The following is a 13,964-nucleotide window of genomic DNA, read 5'->3' as shown; positions in this document are numbered from 1 at the left end:
GCGTTCTGCGCCGGAGGGAGGGGCCGGCGGCCGGGGGCATCCGGCTACATCGGGGGGCCCACGGGCGCCGGTGCCGGGACCAGCAGATAGGCCACCACCGAGCCGACGGCGAACAGCAGCCCGATGAGCACGGCCGCGCCCGCGGCCCAGCGCACCCACGGGCGGCTGCCCTCGTTGGCCAGCCCCGCGCCGACGAGGCCGAGCGCCACGCCGATCAGCGCCACCACGGCGTCTCCGAGGATGGTTCCGGAGACGGCCGAGACCTGGTCCTGGGCGGTCACGCTGGACAGCATCTGCACCAGCCGGGGCCCCACCAGCGCGCCCCCGACGGCGAGCAGCGCCGCGAGGGAGAACGTCTCGGCTCCCAGAAGGCCGCCCCCGGGAGCCGGCCGCGCGGTCGCTGCATAGTCGTCGGGCCCGGCGAGCTCCTCGTCCTCGGCCTCGTCGGTGTCGTCGGCGATGAAGGGGTCGAACCGGTCGCCCTCCTCGGGCGGAGCCGCCGCGGCGGCTCCGCCGTGCTCCCGCGCGTCCTCGCCGGCCTCGGGAGCCGGCTCGGCCTCGCGGTCAGTGGGTTCCGGCCCGCTGGGCCGGTCGTCGCTGCTCGATGGCGTGTTCATTGCCGCCAACCTACTGGCGCTGTGCCGCCTTCCGAACGCGGCGCACCGGCGTCCCGGCTGCGCGGCCGGCTCCGCGGGAGCGGCGCGGGCGCCGCGGTTCAGCGGCCCGGGGCCGCGCCCCGCCCCTGCCGGCGGCGCTCCTCGGCACCCAGCGCGATGGGCGCCGCCAGCCACTCGTCGGGCATGCCGAACGCGTCGACCAGCGCCTCGGCGTGCGGGCGCAGCCGCGCGCACAACCGGTTCACCTCCTGGGTCACCGACTTGGCGCGGGTCGCGGTCAACCGCTCGTGCTCCAGGAACCAGGCGCGGTCCTCCTCCACCGCCGACAGCACGAACAGATCGCACACCCGGTCGAGGAGGTCCCGCGCCTCGGCGTCGCCGCAGCGGTCGATCGCGGCGACGAACGCCTCCAGCACGACGCGCTCCATGTGCGCCCGCGCGGCCGCCAGCACGTGGTCCTGGGCCTCGTTGAACACCTCGAAGGCGTCGGCGCCTGAGGAGCCCGCCCGGCGCAGCCGCCGCGCGAGCCCGTCGAGGACGTGCTTCTCCCGGTCCTCGAACAGGCCGAGCTGCCAGCCGCGGTCGTAGAGGTCGGAGGTGTCGCCGCGGCCCGGCGCTGCGCTGACCAGCCGTTCGATCAGCGAGCGCGCGGCGGTGCGCTCGATCACCGCGCCGAGGAACTGCCCGGCGGCGAAGCGCGCCATGCCCAGTGGGTCCAGGTCCCCGAACTCCTGGCGGTAGTCGGTCAGCAGGCCCTTGGCCACCAGCTGCAGCAGGACGGTGTTGTCGCCCTCGAAGGTGGTGAAGACGTCGGTGTCGGCCTTGAGCTGGGGAAGCCGGTTCTCCTGCAGGTAGCCGGCGCCGCCGCAGGCCTCCCGGCAGGTCTGGATCGTGCGGGTGGCGTGCCAGGTGGCCAGCGCCTTGATCCCGGCGGCGCGCGCCTCCAGCTCACGCTGGCCGCGCTCGTCGCGGGTGCGCTCGCCTTCGCCGCTGTGGCGCTCGTGCAGCGCCGTGACCAGCTCCTCCTGGGCGAAGTGCAGCGCATAGGTCCGGGCCAGGGCCGGCAGCAGCCGGCGCTGGTGGGCGCGGTAGTCCAGCAGCACGACCTCCTCGCCGGTGCCGGGCCGGTCGAACTGGCGGCGGACTCCGGCGTACTTGACGGCGATGGCCAGCGCCGCCTTGGTGGCGCCGCCCGCGCCGCCGGCGACGCTGATGCGGCCGCGCACCAGGGTGCCGAGCATGGTGAAGAACCGGCGGTTGTCGCTGTCGATGGGGCTGGAGTAGGTGCCGTCGGGCGCGACGTCGCCGTAGCGGTTGAGCAGCGCCTCGCGGGGCACCCGCACCGAGTCGAACCACAGTCGGCCGTTGTCCACCCCGTTGAGGCCGGCCTTGGGTCCGCAGTCGGCGATGCGCACGCCCGGCATCGGGCTGCCGTCGGCGTCGCGGATCGGCACCAGCAGCGCGTGCACGCCGTGCTCGTCGCCCGGGGTGGCCAGCTGGGCGAAGACGACCGCCATGCGCCCGTCGCGGGCGGCGTTGCCGATGTAGTCCTTGCGGGCGGCGTCGTCGGGGGTGGTGACGACGAACTCCTCGGTCGCCGGGTCGTACGCCGCCCGGGTGCGCAGCCGCTGCACGTCGGAGCCGTGGCCGGTCTCGGTCATCGCGAAGCACCCGGGCAGCTCCAGCGAGATCACCCGCGGCAGGTAGGCGGCGTGGTGGCGGTCGGTGCCCAGCGCCTGGATCGCGCCGCCGAACAGGCCCCACTGCACGCCCACCTTGACCATCAGCGACAGATCGCACACCAGCGACTCGAAGGCGACCACCGAGGCGCCCACGTCGTCCTCGCCGCCGTACTCGGTGGCGAACCCGTAGGCGGACATGTCGGTGGCGGCGATCTCCTTGAGCTGCTCGAACACGCGCTCGCGGTGCTCCTCCGCACCCAGGCCCGCGACGGGGCGGAACCGCTCCCCGCGCAGGTGCTCGCGCGCGAGCTCGCGGACGCGGCGCCAGCGGCCGTCCAGCAGCGTGCGCAGCTCCGGCGGGTAGGCGGGGCGGACGTCGGCTTCGGTCATGGGTTCCCCCTTCTGCGGCCGGGCCGGACCGTGCCGGACCCGCTCGGGCCTCATGCACCGTCGTACCACTCCGCGCCGCCGCGCGCCGGGGTGCGGCGGGCGGCGGCGGCCGGAAGACGGCGGCCACGGCGGCGTATGCAGCGAAATCCGGTGGAATGTCCGGCGAGTGTCGTACAACCCGCTTCCCGGGGGAAGGCTGAAACCGACGTGCAGTGTCCCGGGCCGCTCGGGAGCGGGGCCGACGGCGCGGCGCACCGGTCACGGGCGGCGGTGGACGGGAGGACGGCGGATGAGACCCGACCAGCGGCCGGAGGTGGCGGCGGCCGGCCCCTCGCACATCGAGGCGATCGTCGAGCTCGCGCACCGGCGGCGCACCGACTACCGCGACCACGCCCCCGGCTTCTGGGACCCCGCACCCGACGCGCGCGAACGCCACCGCGCCCGTGTGAGCAGGATCGTCGCCGACCACAGCAGCGGGCTCGCCCTGGTGGCCGGGCGCGGGCCCGCGGTCAGCGGGTGCCTGCTGGCGGTGCTGGGCCCGGCCCCCGACGTCTACGCTCCCGGCGGGCACCTCGCCTACATCGACGACTTCTGGGTCGCCGACCCCGCCGACTGGTGGGGCTCGGGCTCGGCGCTGCTGGAGCAGGCCCGCCCCCGGCTGAGCGCGCTGGGCGCGGTGCGCATGGTCGTCGAGGCCGGCGGCCACGACTCGCCCAAGCAGGCGTTCCTGTGGCGCTCGGGACTGGCGCTGGCCTCCGAGAGCTACCAGGCCCCCCTGGGCTGACCTGCGGCCCGCACCCGCCCGCCCCGGCTCACCGGCCGTTCGCGCCGGCGTCGACTGCGGTTTGCGCGGACTTCGGCCGCGCCGCGGGCCGGCGATGTTGCAAACGGGTGCACCCGGGGCAGAGATAGTGCTACGTCCGCTACACGGAGGATGAGTCGTGGCTTACCTCACCGAGAACGACGTGCAGGACTACATCAACGGCATCTGCTTCAAGACCGGACCTCCCGGCCGCGTGGGCGCCGAGACGGAATGGCTGGTGCGCGACCCGCTGCGCCCCCGCGAGCCCGTCCCACTCGGCCGCCTCTCGGCCCTCGTCGCCGAGATCGGACCGCTTCCCGGAAACTGCACCGTCACCTTCGAACCCGGAGGGCAGCTCGAGCTCAGCTCGCCGCCCCTTTCCGGCCCCGGGGCCGCCCACGCCGCCCTGGCGCGAGACCTCGACCTCATCCGCGACCGCCTGCACGCCGCCGGCCTGGTCCTCGACGGGAACGGCCTCGACCCGCGGCGCCCACCGGTCCGCCAGCTCACGCTCCCGCGCTACGCCGCGATGGCGGACTACTTCCACTCCGCCGGTTGCTCCACCGGACCGCTGATGATGTGCAGCACCGCCTCGCTCCAGGTATGCCTGGACATCGGCGCCGACACCGCCGACGCCGCCAACCGCTGGCGCCTGGCCAACCGGCTGGGCCCGCTCTTCGTCGCCGCCTTCGCCAACTCGCCCATCCACCGGGGGCGCAGCACCGGTTGGCGCTCCACGCGCTGGGCCATCTGGGACGCCATCGATCCCACCCGCACCCGGCCGGTCGCCTGCGGCGACCCCGTCACCGCCTGGACCGGCTACGCGCTGCGCGCCCGGCTGATGACCATTCGCGACGACGCGCTGCCCTGGGTGGTCGACCCCGGCATCGCCTTCGGCGAGTGGATCGCCGAAGGCAGGCCGCGCCCGCCCACCCGCGACGACCTCGTCTACCACCTCAGCACCCTGTTTCCGCCGGTGCGGCCGCGGGGATGGCTGGAGCTGCGGATGATCGACGCGCTGCCCGAGCGCTGGTGGCCGGTACCCATCGCGGTCGCGGCGGCCCTGCTGGACGACCCGGCCGCGGCGCAGACCGCCGCCGAAGCCGTCGACCGGCTCTGCCGCGGCGCCGACCCGGACCGCCCGCTGTGGGCCCGCGCCGCACGCGCCGCACTGACCGACCCCGCCCTGGCCGAATGCGCGCGCACCTGCTTCGGCGCCGCCGCCGGGGCGCTGGGCCGCATGGACTCCGCCGAGCTGGCCGGCGTCGTCGACGACTACCGCGAGCACTTCGTCGAGCGCGGGCGCTGCCCCGCCGACCTGCAACGCCTGGACGTGGCGGCCTAGCCCGCCGCCCCATCCGCCCCAGCGCCGCATCCCGCACCGCGCCCCGCGCACCCGGGCGCGTCCGCACGCGCGAGCGAGGAGAGAGACACGCCATGACCGAACACGCCACGGGCGAGCGCGCCGCCGCCGAGAACCTGCGCGCGCGCATCGCCGCCGAACTCGACACCGGCCGGGCGCGCAGCGTCGGCCTGACCCTGGAGGCCCTCGACGAGACCGAGCTCGTCGCCCAGCACTCGCCCCTGATGTCCCCGCTGGTGTGGGACCTCGCCCACGTCGGCAACTACGAGGAGCAGTGGCTGCTGCGCACCGCCGCGGGCGGCGAGGCGCTGCGCCCCGACATCGACGTCCTCTACGACGCCTTCGAGAACCCGCGCGCCGAACGCGTCGGCCTGCCGCTGCTCTCGCCGCGCGAGGCCGAGGACTACAACGCCCGCGTCCGCGACCGGGTGCTGGACTCCCTGGACAGGGCCGCCTTCGACGCCGGGACCCCGCTGCTCGACGGCGGGTTCGTCTACCACATGGTCATCCAGCACGAGCACCAGCACGACGAGACGATGCTCGCCACCCACCAGCTGCGCCGCGGCGACCCGGTACTGGCCGACCCGCCCGCACCGCCGCCGGGCGCGTTCGCCGGCCCCGACGAGGTGCTGGTCGAGGCGGGCCCCTTCACCATGGGCACCACCGCCGACCCGTGGGCCTACGACAACGAGCGCCCCGCCCACACCGTCGAGGTGCCCGCGTTCTGGATCGACACCCGGGCCGTCACCAACGCCCGGTACCTGGAGTTCGTCGCCGACGGCGGTTACGACGACCCCCGCTGGTGGAGCCCGCGCGGCTGGGACTGGCGCACCGCATCGGGCAAGCGCGGTCCCGCCTTCTGGACCGACGACGGCGCCGGCGGCGTGCTGCGGCGGCGCCTGGGCCGGGTCGAGCCGCTGCCCATGGACGAACCCGTCCAGCACGTGTCCTTCCACGAGGCCGAGGCCTACGCCCGCTGGGCCGGAAAGCGGCTGCCCACCGAGGCCGAGTGGGAGAAGGCGGCCCGCTACGACCCCGCGACCGGGCAGAGCCTGCGCTTCCCCTGGGGCTCCGCCGAGCCCGGCGAAGCGCACGCCAACCTGGGCCAGCGCCTGCTGCGGCCCGCGGCCGCCGGGACCTACCCGGCCGGCGCAGCCCCCAGCGGCGCGCTGCAGATGCTCGGCGACGTCTGGGAGTGGACCTCCTCGGACTTCCACGGCTACCCGGGGTTCGCGGCGTTCCCCTACCGGGAGTACTCCGAGGTGTTCTTCGGCGGCGACTACAAGGTGCTGCGCGGCGGCTCCTGGGCCACCCACTCCACAGCGGTGCGGGCCACCTTCCGCAACTGGGACCACCCCATACGCCGGCAGATCTTCAGCGGGTTCCGCTGCGCACGCGACGCCGAAGGCGCCGGCGGGGCCGGGGGCCGGCGGTGAGCCGGGCCGCGGCGGGCGCGGTGCGGGAGGCGGTGCGCTGATGTGCCGCCACGTGGCCTACCTCGGTGCGCCCCGCACCCTGCACGACCTGCTCTACGCCGCCCCCTACTCGCTGCACACCCAGTCCTACGCGCCGCGCGAGCAGCGCCACGGCACCGTCAACGCCGACGGCTTCGGCGCGGGCTGGTACGACGGGCGGCGGTCCGAACCGCTGCGCTACCGCCGCGCCATGCCGATCTGGGCCGACTCCTCCTTCGCCGACGCCGCCCGTGCGATCACCGCGACCTGCGCGGTCGCGGCGGTGCGCGACGCCACCCCCGGCTTCGGCACCGACGAGTCCTGCGCCCAGCCGTTCCGCGCGGACGCCTGGCTGTTCTCGCACAACGGCGCGGCCAAGGACGACGAGACACTGGCCGCGCGCCTGGGGACGCCCGCGCCGCCGGGCGCCCTCGACGCCCGCACGCCGGTCGACTCCGCGCCGCTGTTCGCCGCCGCGCTGCGGCTGTGGCGCTCGGGCGCCGGCCTGGGCGAGGCCCTGGCCCGGGTCGCCGCCGAAGCCCGCGCCTGCTCGCCCGGCCGATACAACCTGCTCGCCTCCGACGGCTCCCGCCTGGCCGCCACCGCCGACGGCGACACGCTCTACGCCCGCAGCGGGCCGCACGGCGTGTGGCTGGCGTCCGAACCGCTCGACGACGACCCCGCCTGGCAGGCGGTACCCGACGGCTGCCTGGTCACCGCCGACCGGGACGGCCTGCACATCGGCCCGCTCTCCGCGGCCACCTGAGGACGGAGTGCCCATGCTGCGCATCGACCGCCACCTGACCGACGACGACCTGGCCAAGGCGCTGCGCAGCGACGTGGTGGAGGGACTGGCGTCCCGCCCCAAGTCGCTGCCGCCCAAGTGGTTCTACGACGAGCGCGGGAGCGAGCTGTTCGAAGAGATCACCCGCCTGGAGGAGTACTACCCGACGCGCGCCGAGCGGCGGATTTTGCGCGAGCGCGCCCCGGAGATCGCGGCCGCCGCCGGGGCCGACACACTCGTGGAGCTGGGCGCGGGGTCGGGGGAGAAGACCCGGCTGCTGCTGGACGCCCTCGGCGGCGCGGGGACGCTGCGCCGGTTCGTGCCCGTCGACGTCAGCGGCGGCTTCCTGAGCGAGGCGGCCGCGGCCATCGGCGACGCCTACCCCGGGCTGGAGGTGCACGCGGTCGTCGCCGACTTCGAGCGCCACCTGCACCTGCTGCCCGGCGGGGGGCGGCGGCTGGTGGCCGTGCTCGGCTCGACGCTGGGCAACCAGCCGCCCGCCGAACGGGTCTCCTTCCTGAGCGACCTGCACAGCGGCTGCACCGAGGGCGACAGCCTCCTGCTGGGCGTGGACCTGGTCAAGGACCCCCGGCGCCTGGTCGCCGCCTACGACGACGCGCGTGGGGTCACCGCCGAGTTCAACCGCAACGTGCTGGCTGTGCTCGACCGCGAGCTCGGCGCGGAGTTCGACCCCCGGGCCTTCGACCACGTCGCCGTCTGGGACGCCGAGGCCGAGTGGGTCGAGATGCGGCTGCGTTCCCGCGCCGCTCAGCGGGTGCCGGTCGCGGCGCTCGACCTCACCGCGGAGTTCGCCGCCGGCGAGGAGATGCGCACCGAGATCTCCGCGAAGTTCCGCCGCGAGGGGGTCGCCGGCGAGCTCGCGGCCGCCGGGTTCTCGCTCGACGCCTGGTGGACCGATCCCGAGGGGGACTTCGCGGTGCTGCTGGCGCGGCCCTGAGCCCGCCGCGCACGCGGCTCGGGCTTCGCCGCGGGCCCTGCGCCGGCCGCCGCCGCACCCGTTCGGCCGGGGCGCGGCGCCGGCCGGCCGCCGCGCGGGCTCCGGTACGGTAATGGCCGTGATCAAGGTAGGAGTGTTCGGCGCCTACGGGCGCATGGGGTCCGAAGTCGTCAAGGCGGTCGAAGGCGCCGCCGACACCGAGCTGGTCGCCGCGGTCGACGACCCGGCCGAGCGCGGCGCCGTACGCGGCGCCGACGTCGTCGTCGACTTCACCCACCCCGACGAGGTCGTGGGCAACATCCGCTGGCTCGCCGAGAACGGCATCCACGCCGTGGTGGGCACCAGCGGCTTCGACGACGCCCGGATCGCCGAGGTGCGCGAGACCCTGGCCGCCAATCCCGGTCCCAACGCGCTGATCGCGCCCAACTTCGGGATCGCCGCGGTGCTGATGATGAACTTCGCCGCCAAGGCGGCGCCCTACTTCGAGTCCACCGAGATCGTCGAGCTGCACCACCCGAACAAGGCCGACGCGCCCAGTGGCACCGCCTACCGCACCGCCGAGCTGGTCGCCGGCGCCCGCGCACGGGCCGGCGCCGAGCCGATGCCCGATGCGACCACCTCCGAGATCCCCGGCGCCCGCGGGGCCGACGTCGAGGGGGTGCGGGTGCACGCGCTCCGCATGACCGGGATGATCGCCCACCAGGAGGTGGTCTTCGGCACCCACGGCGAGACGCTGCGCATCCGCCACGACTCGATGAACCGCGAGTCGTTCATGCCGGGCGTACTGCTGGGCGTGCGCCGCGTCGCCGGGCTGCCCGACCGGGTGACCGTGGGCCTGGAACCCCTGCTGGGGCTGGACTGAGCGCGGCCGCGCCGGCGCGCCCGGCCGCAGGCCCGCGCTCCGCTAGACCGTGAACCCCAGGAGTACGAAGGTCTGGGCGGCCAGCACACCGCCGATGATCGGGGCCACAATGGGCACCCACGCGTAGGACCAGTCCGAGCCGCCCTTGCCGGGGATGGGCAGCAGCGCGTGGGCGATGCGCGGGCCCAGGTCGCGCGCGGGGTTGATCGCATACCCCGTCGGGCCGCCCAGGGACAGGCCGATGGCCAGCACCAGGAAGCCCACCAGCAGCGGGGCGAAGCCGGTGCCGAACAGGTCGGCGAGCGTGCCGTCCTGGATGTTGCCGAGCGGGTTCATGTTGGCGTTGATCCCCAGGATTCCGAAGATCAGCATGAACGTGCCGATGACCTCGGTGAGGAAGTTGGCCCCGATGCTGCGCACCGCGGGGATGGTGCTGAACACGCCGAGCTTGGTCTCGGCGTCGGGGGTTTCGCGCCAGTGCCGCAGGTAGGCCAGGTAGACGATCACCGAACCGAAGCAGCCCCCCGCGATCTGCGCCGCGATGTAGCCGGGCACCTGGCTCCAGGGCATCTGGCCGATGGAGGCTAGGCCCATCGTGACGGCCGGGTTGATGTGGGCGCCGCTGTACTGGCCGACGGTGTAGACGGCCATTGCCACGGCGAGGCCCCAGCCGAAGGTGATGACGATCCAGCCGCCGCCTGCGGCTTTGGAATGGGCGAGCGTGACACCGGCGACGACGCCGCAGCCAAGCAGCGTGAGGATCGCCGTTCCGACGAACTCGGCCAGATAAATCATGAGGACCTCCGCCGTTACGCCGCCGCGGCCGGTTGGGACGCGGAACCGGCTGCGAGGGCGGCGTGCTGGCCGTCCCGCGGCCGCAGCGGACCCGCACCGGGTGGGGCCGGTGCGGAACGCTGAGAAGAGTGTGATTCAGGTCACATTCGATGTCAACGACTGCTCCGGGCCCCGCTGCCCAACATGCGGAAATCCGACGCGATAGGCATTTCCTCCCACACCCCGCCGCAAACAGCGGGCGGCCCGCCTATTGCACGCGCAAGCCGCGATGCGACATCCGGTGCCATACGCCCGGCGGAGCACCGCCGCGGTAGAGCGCGCCGAAGAGTCGGTGCGCAGCTCAGCACCAGCGCCGGCCCGCGGCAGAGCGCGGCGCGCCGCTCGCCCCCGCCGTCCGCGCGGACCGGACGGGATCAGCCCAGAGCGCCCAGCGCCAGCCCGGCGGTGAACAGCGCGCCGAACACCATCTGCAGCCGCCCGGTCTCGCCCAGCCCGGCGACCAGGTCGCGGCCCGTCTGCCCGCCCAGCACCCGGCGCACCGGCGGCACGGCGGCCGGCGCGGCCAGCAGCACCAGCGCCACCCACCAGCTCGCCGCCGCGGTCGCCAGGGCGCAGACGAAGGCGCCCCCCACGCACCCTGCGTACAGCCGGCGCGTGCCGGCCTCGCCCAACCGCACCGCAAGCGTGTTCTTGCCGGTCAGGGAATCGGTGCCGAGGTCGCGCAGATTGTTGATCACCAGGACCGAGCAGGAGAGCAGCCCCACCGGGACGGCCGCCACCCATCCCTGCCAGGGGACCCCCTCCACCTGGACGAACACCGTGCCCACTACGGCCACCAGGCCGAAGAACACGAACACCGACACCTCGCCCAGCGCGCGGTAGCCGTAGGGGCGCCGCCCGCCGGTGTAGAACCACGCCGCCACGATGGAGACCGCGCCCACCAGCACCAGCCACCACGCCGTGGTCGCCGCCAGCACCAGGCCCAGCGCCGCCGCCGACGCGAAGCAGGCCCAGGCGGCCGAGAGCACCCGCCGCGGCGCCGCCAGCCGGGCGGCCGTCAGCCGGGTCGGTCCCACCCGCTCCTCGGTGTCGGTGCCGCGCACGCCGTCGCTGTAGTCGTTGGCGTAGTTCACGCCCACCTGCAGCGCCAGCGCCACCCCCGCCGCCAGCAGCGCCTTCCACCACACGGCGCCGCCGGCGCCCACCGCGACCCCGGTGCCCACCGCCACCGGGACGATCGAGTTCGGCAACGTGCGGGGACGCGCCCCCGCCACCCACTGGCTGACCGTGGCCACGCGTCGACCCTTCCTCACTTGTGCCGGCCGCCCCGAGCGGTGCGCCCGGGGCCGGGATTCCACGTTAGCGCCGCCGCGCCGCCCGCCCGCGCGGGGAGGGGACGAGGCGCCGGCGCGCGCTCAGCCGCTGACGGCGGCGTGCAGGCGCACCATCGGCAGCGGCGCGCCCGGGTCGAGCTCGCGCGTGGCGCCGTCGGGCCGCCACCCGGCCGCCTCGGCGAAGGACCGCAGCGGGTTGGCGGACTCCAGCACCCACAGCAGGGCGGTGTGGAAGCCGTCGTCGACCAGGTGGTCCACGGCGGCGTTCAGCAGCCGGCTGCCGTGGCCCTCGCGCACGTGGTCGGGGTGCACGTGCAGCGCGTAGACCTCGGCGTCGGTGCCGGGCCAGCAGTCCGGGTCCTCCGCGGGACCCAGCGCGGCGAACCCCACCACCGCGCGGTGGTCGGTGGCCACCAGCAGGCGGTGCCGGGAGGTCGGCGGCGCGGTCAGCGCGCCGTGCCACTGCTCGCGGAACCGGGCCGCGGCCTCCTCGCTGCCGATCTCCGCCAGCACCCGCTCGGGCAGCAGCGGGCCGTACATCGACCGCCAGGCGGCGACCTGCACCTCGACCACGGTGCCGATGTCGGCCTCCCGGGCCGGCCTGACAAAGCGCTCCGTCGACACCGCTAGGTCCTCGATCCCGTCCTCGAATCCACGGGCGGGCCCGCCCGTCCCGGCGAGCTCCGCGCCAGGCATGCTTTCAGTGCGCGCCGCGCCCGGCAAAACCGCGGCGCCGCTTCGGCCCCCGACCGCCTCTCGGGGCACCCCTGGGAAACCCCGCAATACCCGGTCGCCGCGTTCCCCCGGCGCCGGGAGCATGGCAGCATCGTGCGGGTGAGCATCATCATCAGAGTCCTCATCAACGCCGTCGCCCTCGGCGCCGCGGTGTTCCTGATCGACGGCCTCAACGTCGGCACGACGTCGACGAGCGAGGCGGTCATCGCCTACATCGCCCTCGGCGCCCTCTTCGGCGTGGTCAACGCGGTGATCAAGCCGATCGTCAAGACGGTCGGCTGCGCCTTCTACATCCTCACCCTCGGACTGATCTCGCTGGTCGTCAACGCCCTGCTGCTGCTCCTCACCGGGTGGCTGGCCGGGATGCTCGGCCTGGCGTTCACCATCGACGGGTTCTGGCCGGCCTTCTGGGGCGCCATCGTCATCTCCGTCGTCAGCTGGGTGCTGAGCCTCCTGCTTCCCGGCAAAGACTCCGACGAGGACTGAAGCGGCCCGCGGGCGGCGGCACCGGACCACGGTCCCGTGCCGCCGCCCGCGCGTGTCCGCGCCCTCACCGCAGGAAGGTGATGCACAGCGAGGCCGCGACGATGCCGAAGACCATCACCACCGCGCTGTAGCCCAGCACCCTGCCGGCCCGCAGGCGGGTCAGGGCCAGCAGCGGCAGCGCCCAGAACGGCTGGATCCCGTTGGTGAGCTGGTCGCCCATCGCCACCGCCATCACGCCCACACCCGGCTCCAAACCCAGCGATGCGGCGGCGTCGGTGACGATCGGCCCCTGCACGGCCCACTGCCCGCCGCCGGAGGGCACCGCCAGGTTGACCAGGCAGGCGCTCATCATCGCCCAGAAGGGGTAGGTGAGCGGCGTCGAGAAGGACACGAACCACTCGGCGATCGTCTCCAGCAGCCCCGAGTGCTCCATGATGCCCATGATCCCGGCGTAGAAGGGGAACTGGATGATCACCGAGGACGCGTTGCGGGCGCCCTCGGACGCCGCTGAGGCGTAGCCGGCGAGCGTGCCGTGCAGGGCCAGGCCCAGCATCAAGAACGTGAAGTTGAGCAGGTTGAGGTCCATGCCCACGATCCCGCCGCGCACCAGTTCGGGGACCAGGTAGACCGCCCCCGCGGCCACGACGACCAGCACCGGGACGCGGCTGTGCATCAGCCGCTCGGCGGGCGAGAGGGACCGGTCGCCGGAGTCCGCGGGCCCGCCGGTCCCGTTCTTGCGGCCCAACTGCTTCTTGCGGTCGCGGCGGCGCCGGGCGCCCGTCTGCGGCCGGTCCGCGGACGCGCTGTCGGCGGTCTCCGCGGCGGCGGCCGCCGGCTGCTCGGCGATCTCCTCGGCGTCCTCGGTGCGCGGGTGCATGCTCAGGATGAGCAGCGGGGCGCCGATGAGCATCACCGCGAGGAAGACGAGGTTGAACGGCTGGAACAGCGTCTCGCTCAGCGGCAGCACGCCGATCTCGGACTCCAGGAAGTGTCCCTCGGTGTTGACCAGCAGGGGGGCCGACCCGGAAAGGCCGCTGTGCCAGACCATCAGGCCTACGTAGCCGCCGGCGGCCAGTAGGGGGAAGTGCACCTTGATGCCGCGTGCCTTGCAGGAGCGCGCCACCTCCACGGCCAGCAGCGCACCGGCGATCAGGCCCAGGCCCCAGTGCAGCATGCCCAGCACCGCGGCGCCCGCCGCGGTGAGCACGTAGGCCGAGCGCGGGCCGCGGGGCAGCCCGGCGAGTGCCGCGATGCCGCGTTTGGCGGGGGGAGAGGACGCCAGCGCGTACCCGGTCACCAGCACCAGGGACATCTGCATGGCGAACTCCAGCAGTCCCCAGAAGCCGGAGTACCAGTCGTCGACGAGGGTGAGCGGCCCGTGGTCGGTCAGTCCCAGGGCCAGGAGGTAGACGAGTACCGTCAGCGCGATCGCGAAGACGAACGCGTCGGGGATCCACCGCGTGCTGAACGCGGCGAGGGCATTGCCGATGCGGCGCAAGACGACCCTCCATCGGGGGGCGGGCGGGGTGGGGGAGCGGGCCCGGCTCCCGGCCGGGGAGGCCGCGCTCTGGGGAGGCGAGGCAGGGGAACGGGGAGAGAAAACGGGAGACACGGGAGACAGGGGCGGCGACGGGCCCGCCGCGACCGGGCTGCCCGATGTGCGCTCGAAGTGTGTAACGCAGTTCACTGCCGAGTCAAGATC

13 protein-coding genes are annotated in these 13,964 nt (G+C 74.5%); 7 read left to right on the top strand and 6 right to left on the bottom strand.

Annotated elements, in window-relative coordinates; all coding sequences use genetic code 11:
• Nucleotides 1-44: 44 nt before the first annotated feature.
• Nucleotides 45-617 carry a hypothetical protein gene (locus tag ABEA15_RS06220; RefSeq protein ID WP_345555824.1) on the bottom strand — a complete coding sequence of 191 codons (573 nt, stop codon included), beginning with the start codon at nucleotides 615-617 and terminating at the stop codon, nucleotides 45-47.
• A 98-nt stretch (nucleotides 618-715) separates the two neighbouring features.
• Complete coding sequence (locus ABEA15_RS06215; protein ID WP_345555823.1) at nucleotides 716-2,689, bottom strand: acyl-CoA dehydrogenase family protein; 1,974 nt, start codon at nucleotides 2,687-2,689, stop codon at nucleotides 716-718.
• A gap of 289 nt (nucleotides 2,690-2,978) precedes the next feature.
• Between ABEA15_RS06215 and ABEA15_RS06210 the strand changes: the two genes are divergently transcribed.
• From ABEA15_RS06210 to dapB, 6 genes are all read left to right on the top strand, one after another.
• Complete coding sequence (locus ABEA15_RS06210) at nucleotides 2,979-3,473, top strand: hypothetical protein (RefSeq protein ID WP_344140672.1); 495 nt, start codon at nucleotides 2,979-2,981, stop codon at nucleotides 3,471-3,473.
• 157 nt (nucleotides 3,474-3,630) lie between these two features.
• Nucleotides 3,631-4,836 (top strand): ergothioneine biosynthesis glutamate--cysteine ligase EgtA, encoded by a 1,206-nt coding sequence (gene egtA / locus ABEA15_RS06205; protein ID WP_345555822.1) that lies wholly within the window; start codon nucleotides 3,631-3,633, stop codon nucleotides 4,834-4,836.
• Nucleotides 4,837-4,928: 92 nt separating this feature from the next.
• On the top strand, nucleotides 4,929-6,290 hold the full coding sequence (egtB, locus tag ABEA15_RS06200) for an ergothioneine biosynthesis protein EgtB (RefSeq protein WP_345555821.1): 1,362 nt from the start codon (nucleotides 4,929-4,931) through the stop codon (nucleotides 6,288-6,290).
• 40 nt (nucleotides 6,291-6,330) lie between these two features.
• Nucleotides 6,331-7,074, top strand: a complete 744-nt coding sequence (gene egtC, locus ABEA15_RS06195; protein ID WP_344140665.1) for an ergothioneine biosynthesis protein EgtC — start codon at nucleotides 6,331-6,333, stop codon at nucleotides 7,072-7,074.
• A 13-nt stretch (nucleotides 7,075-7,087) separates the two neighbouring features.
• Nucleotides 7,088-8,050 (top strand): L-histidine N(alpha)-methyltransferase, encoded by a 963-nt coding sequence (gene egtD, locus ABEA15_RS06190; protein WP_344140662.1) that lies wholly within the window; start codon nucleotides 7,088-7,090, stop codon nucleotides 8,048-8,050.
• 118 nt (nucleotides 8,051-8,168) lie between these two features.
• Nucleotides 8,169-8,912 carry a 4-hydroxy-tetrahydrodipicolinate reductase gene (gene dapB, locus ABEA15_RS06185; RefSeq protein WP_386699232.1) on the top strand — a complete coding sequence of 248 codons (744 nt, stop codon included), beginning with the start codon at nucleotides 8,169-8,171 and terminating at the stop codon, nucleotides 8,910-8,912.
• A 42-nt stretch (nucleotides 8,913-8,954) separates the two neighbouring features.
• Here the strand turns inward: dapB and ABEA15_RS06180 are convergent, their stop codons facing one another.
• From ABEA15_RS06180 to ABEA15_RS06170, 3 genes are all read right to left on the bottom strand, one after another.
• The gene (locus ABEA15_RS06180) at nucleotides 8,955-9,707 is read right to left on the bottom strand and encodes an MIP/aquaporin family protein (protein WP_344140660.1); all 753 of its coding nucleotides are present in this window, start codon (nucleotides 9,705-9,707) and stop codon (nucleotides 8,955-8,957) included.
• Nucleotides 9,708-10,120: 413 nt separating this feature from the next.
• The gene (locus ABEA15_RS06175; protein WP_344140658.1) at nucleotides 10,121-11,002 is read right to left on the bottom strand and encodes a 1,4-dihydroxy-2-naphthoate polyprenyltransferase; all 882 of its coding nucleotides are present in this window, start codon (nucleotides 11,000-11,002) and stop codon (nucleotides 10,121-10,123) included.
• A gap of 120 nt (nucleotides 11,003-11,122) precedes the next feature.
• The gene (locus ABEA15_RS06170; RefSeq protein WP_345555897.1) at nucleotides 11,123-11,665 is read right to left on the bottom strand and encodes a GNAT family N-acetyltransferase; all 543 of its coding nucleotides are present in this window, start codon (nucleotides 11,663-11,665) and stop codon (nucleotides 11,123-11,125) included.
• A gap of 210 nt (nucleotides 11,666-11,875) precedes the next feature.
• Between ABEA15_RS06170 and ABEA15_RS06165 the strand changes: the two genes are divergently transcribed.
• Nucleotides 11,876-12,262, top strand: coding sequence for a phage holin family protein (locus ABEA15_RS06165; RefSeq protein ID WP_344140656.1), 387 nt, complete (start codon nucleotides 11,876-11,878; stop codon nucleotides 12,260-12,262).
• Nucleotides 12,263-12,326: 64 nt separating this feature from the next.
• On the opposite strand, the gene ABEA15_RS06160 is transcribed toward ABEA15_RS06165, so the two are convergent.
• Nucleotides 12,327-13,760 carry a short-chain fatty acid transporter gene (locus ABEA15_RS06160; protein ID WP_345555820.1) on the bottom strand — a complete coding sequence of 478 codons (1,434 nt, stop codon included), beginning with the start codon at nucleotides 13,758-13,760 and terminating at the stop codon, nucleotides 12,327-12,329.
• Nucleotides 13,761-13,964: the final 204 nt, after the last annotated feature.

The organism is Streptomonospora halophila, assembly GCF_039542725.1.
Classification (GTDB): domain Bacteria; phylum Actinomycetota; class Actinomycetes; order Streptosporangiales; family Streptosporangiaceae; genus Streptomonospora; species Streptomonospora halophila.
The sequence above is the reverse complement of the archived record's forward strand: the minus strand, read 5'-3'. Positions and strand labels throughout refer to the sequence as shown.

Coding starts and splice junctions, on each gene's coding strand:
- ABEA15_RS06215 (WP_345555823.1), bottom strand. CDS start 2,689: ATGACCGAAGCCGACGTCCGCCCCGCCTACCCGCCGGAGCTGCGCACG.
- egtD (WP_344140662.1), top strand. CDS start 7,088: ATGCTGCGCATCGACCGCCACCTGACCGACGACGACCTGGCCAAGGCG.
- ABEA15_RS06210 (WP_344140672.1), top strand. CDS start 2,979: ATGAGACCCGACCAGCGGCCGGAGGTGGCGGCGGCCGGCCCCTCGCAC.
- ABEA15_RS06220 (WP_345555824.1), bottom strand. CDS start 617: ATGAACACGCCATCGAGCAGCGACGACCGGCCCAGCGGGCCGGAACCC.
- egtC (WP_344140665.1), top strand. CDS start 6,331: ATGTGCCGCCACGTGGCCTACCTCGGTGCGCCCCGCACCCTGCACGAC.
- egtB (WP_345555821.1), top strand. CDS start 4,929: ATGACCGAACACGCCACGGGCGAGCGCGCCGCCGCCGAGAACCTGCGC.
- ABEA15_RS06180 (WP_344140660.1), bottom strand. CDS start 9,707: ATGATTTATCTGGCCGAGTTCGTCGGAACGGCGATCCTCACGCTGCTT.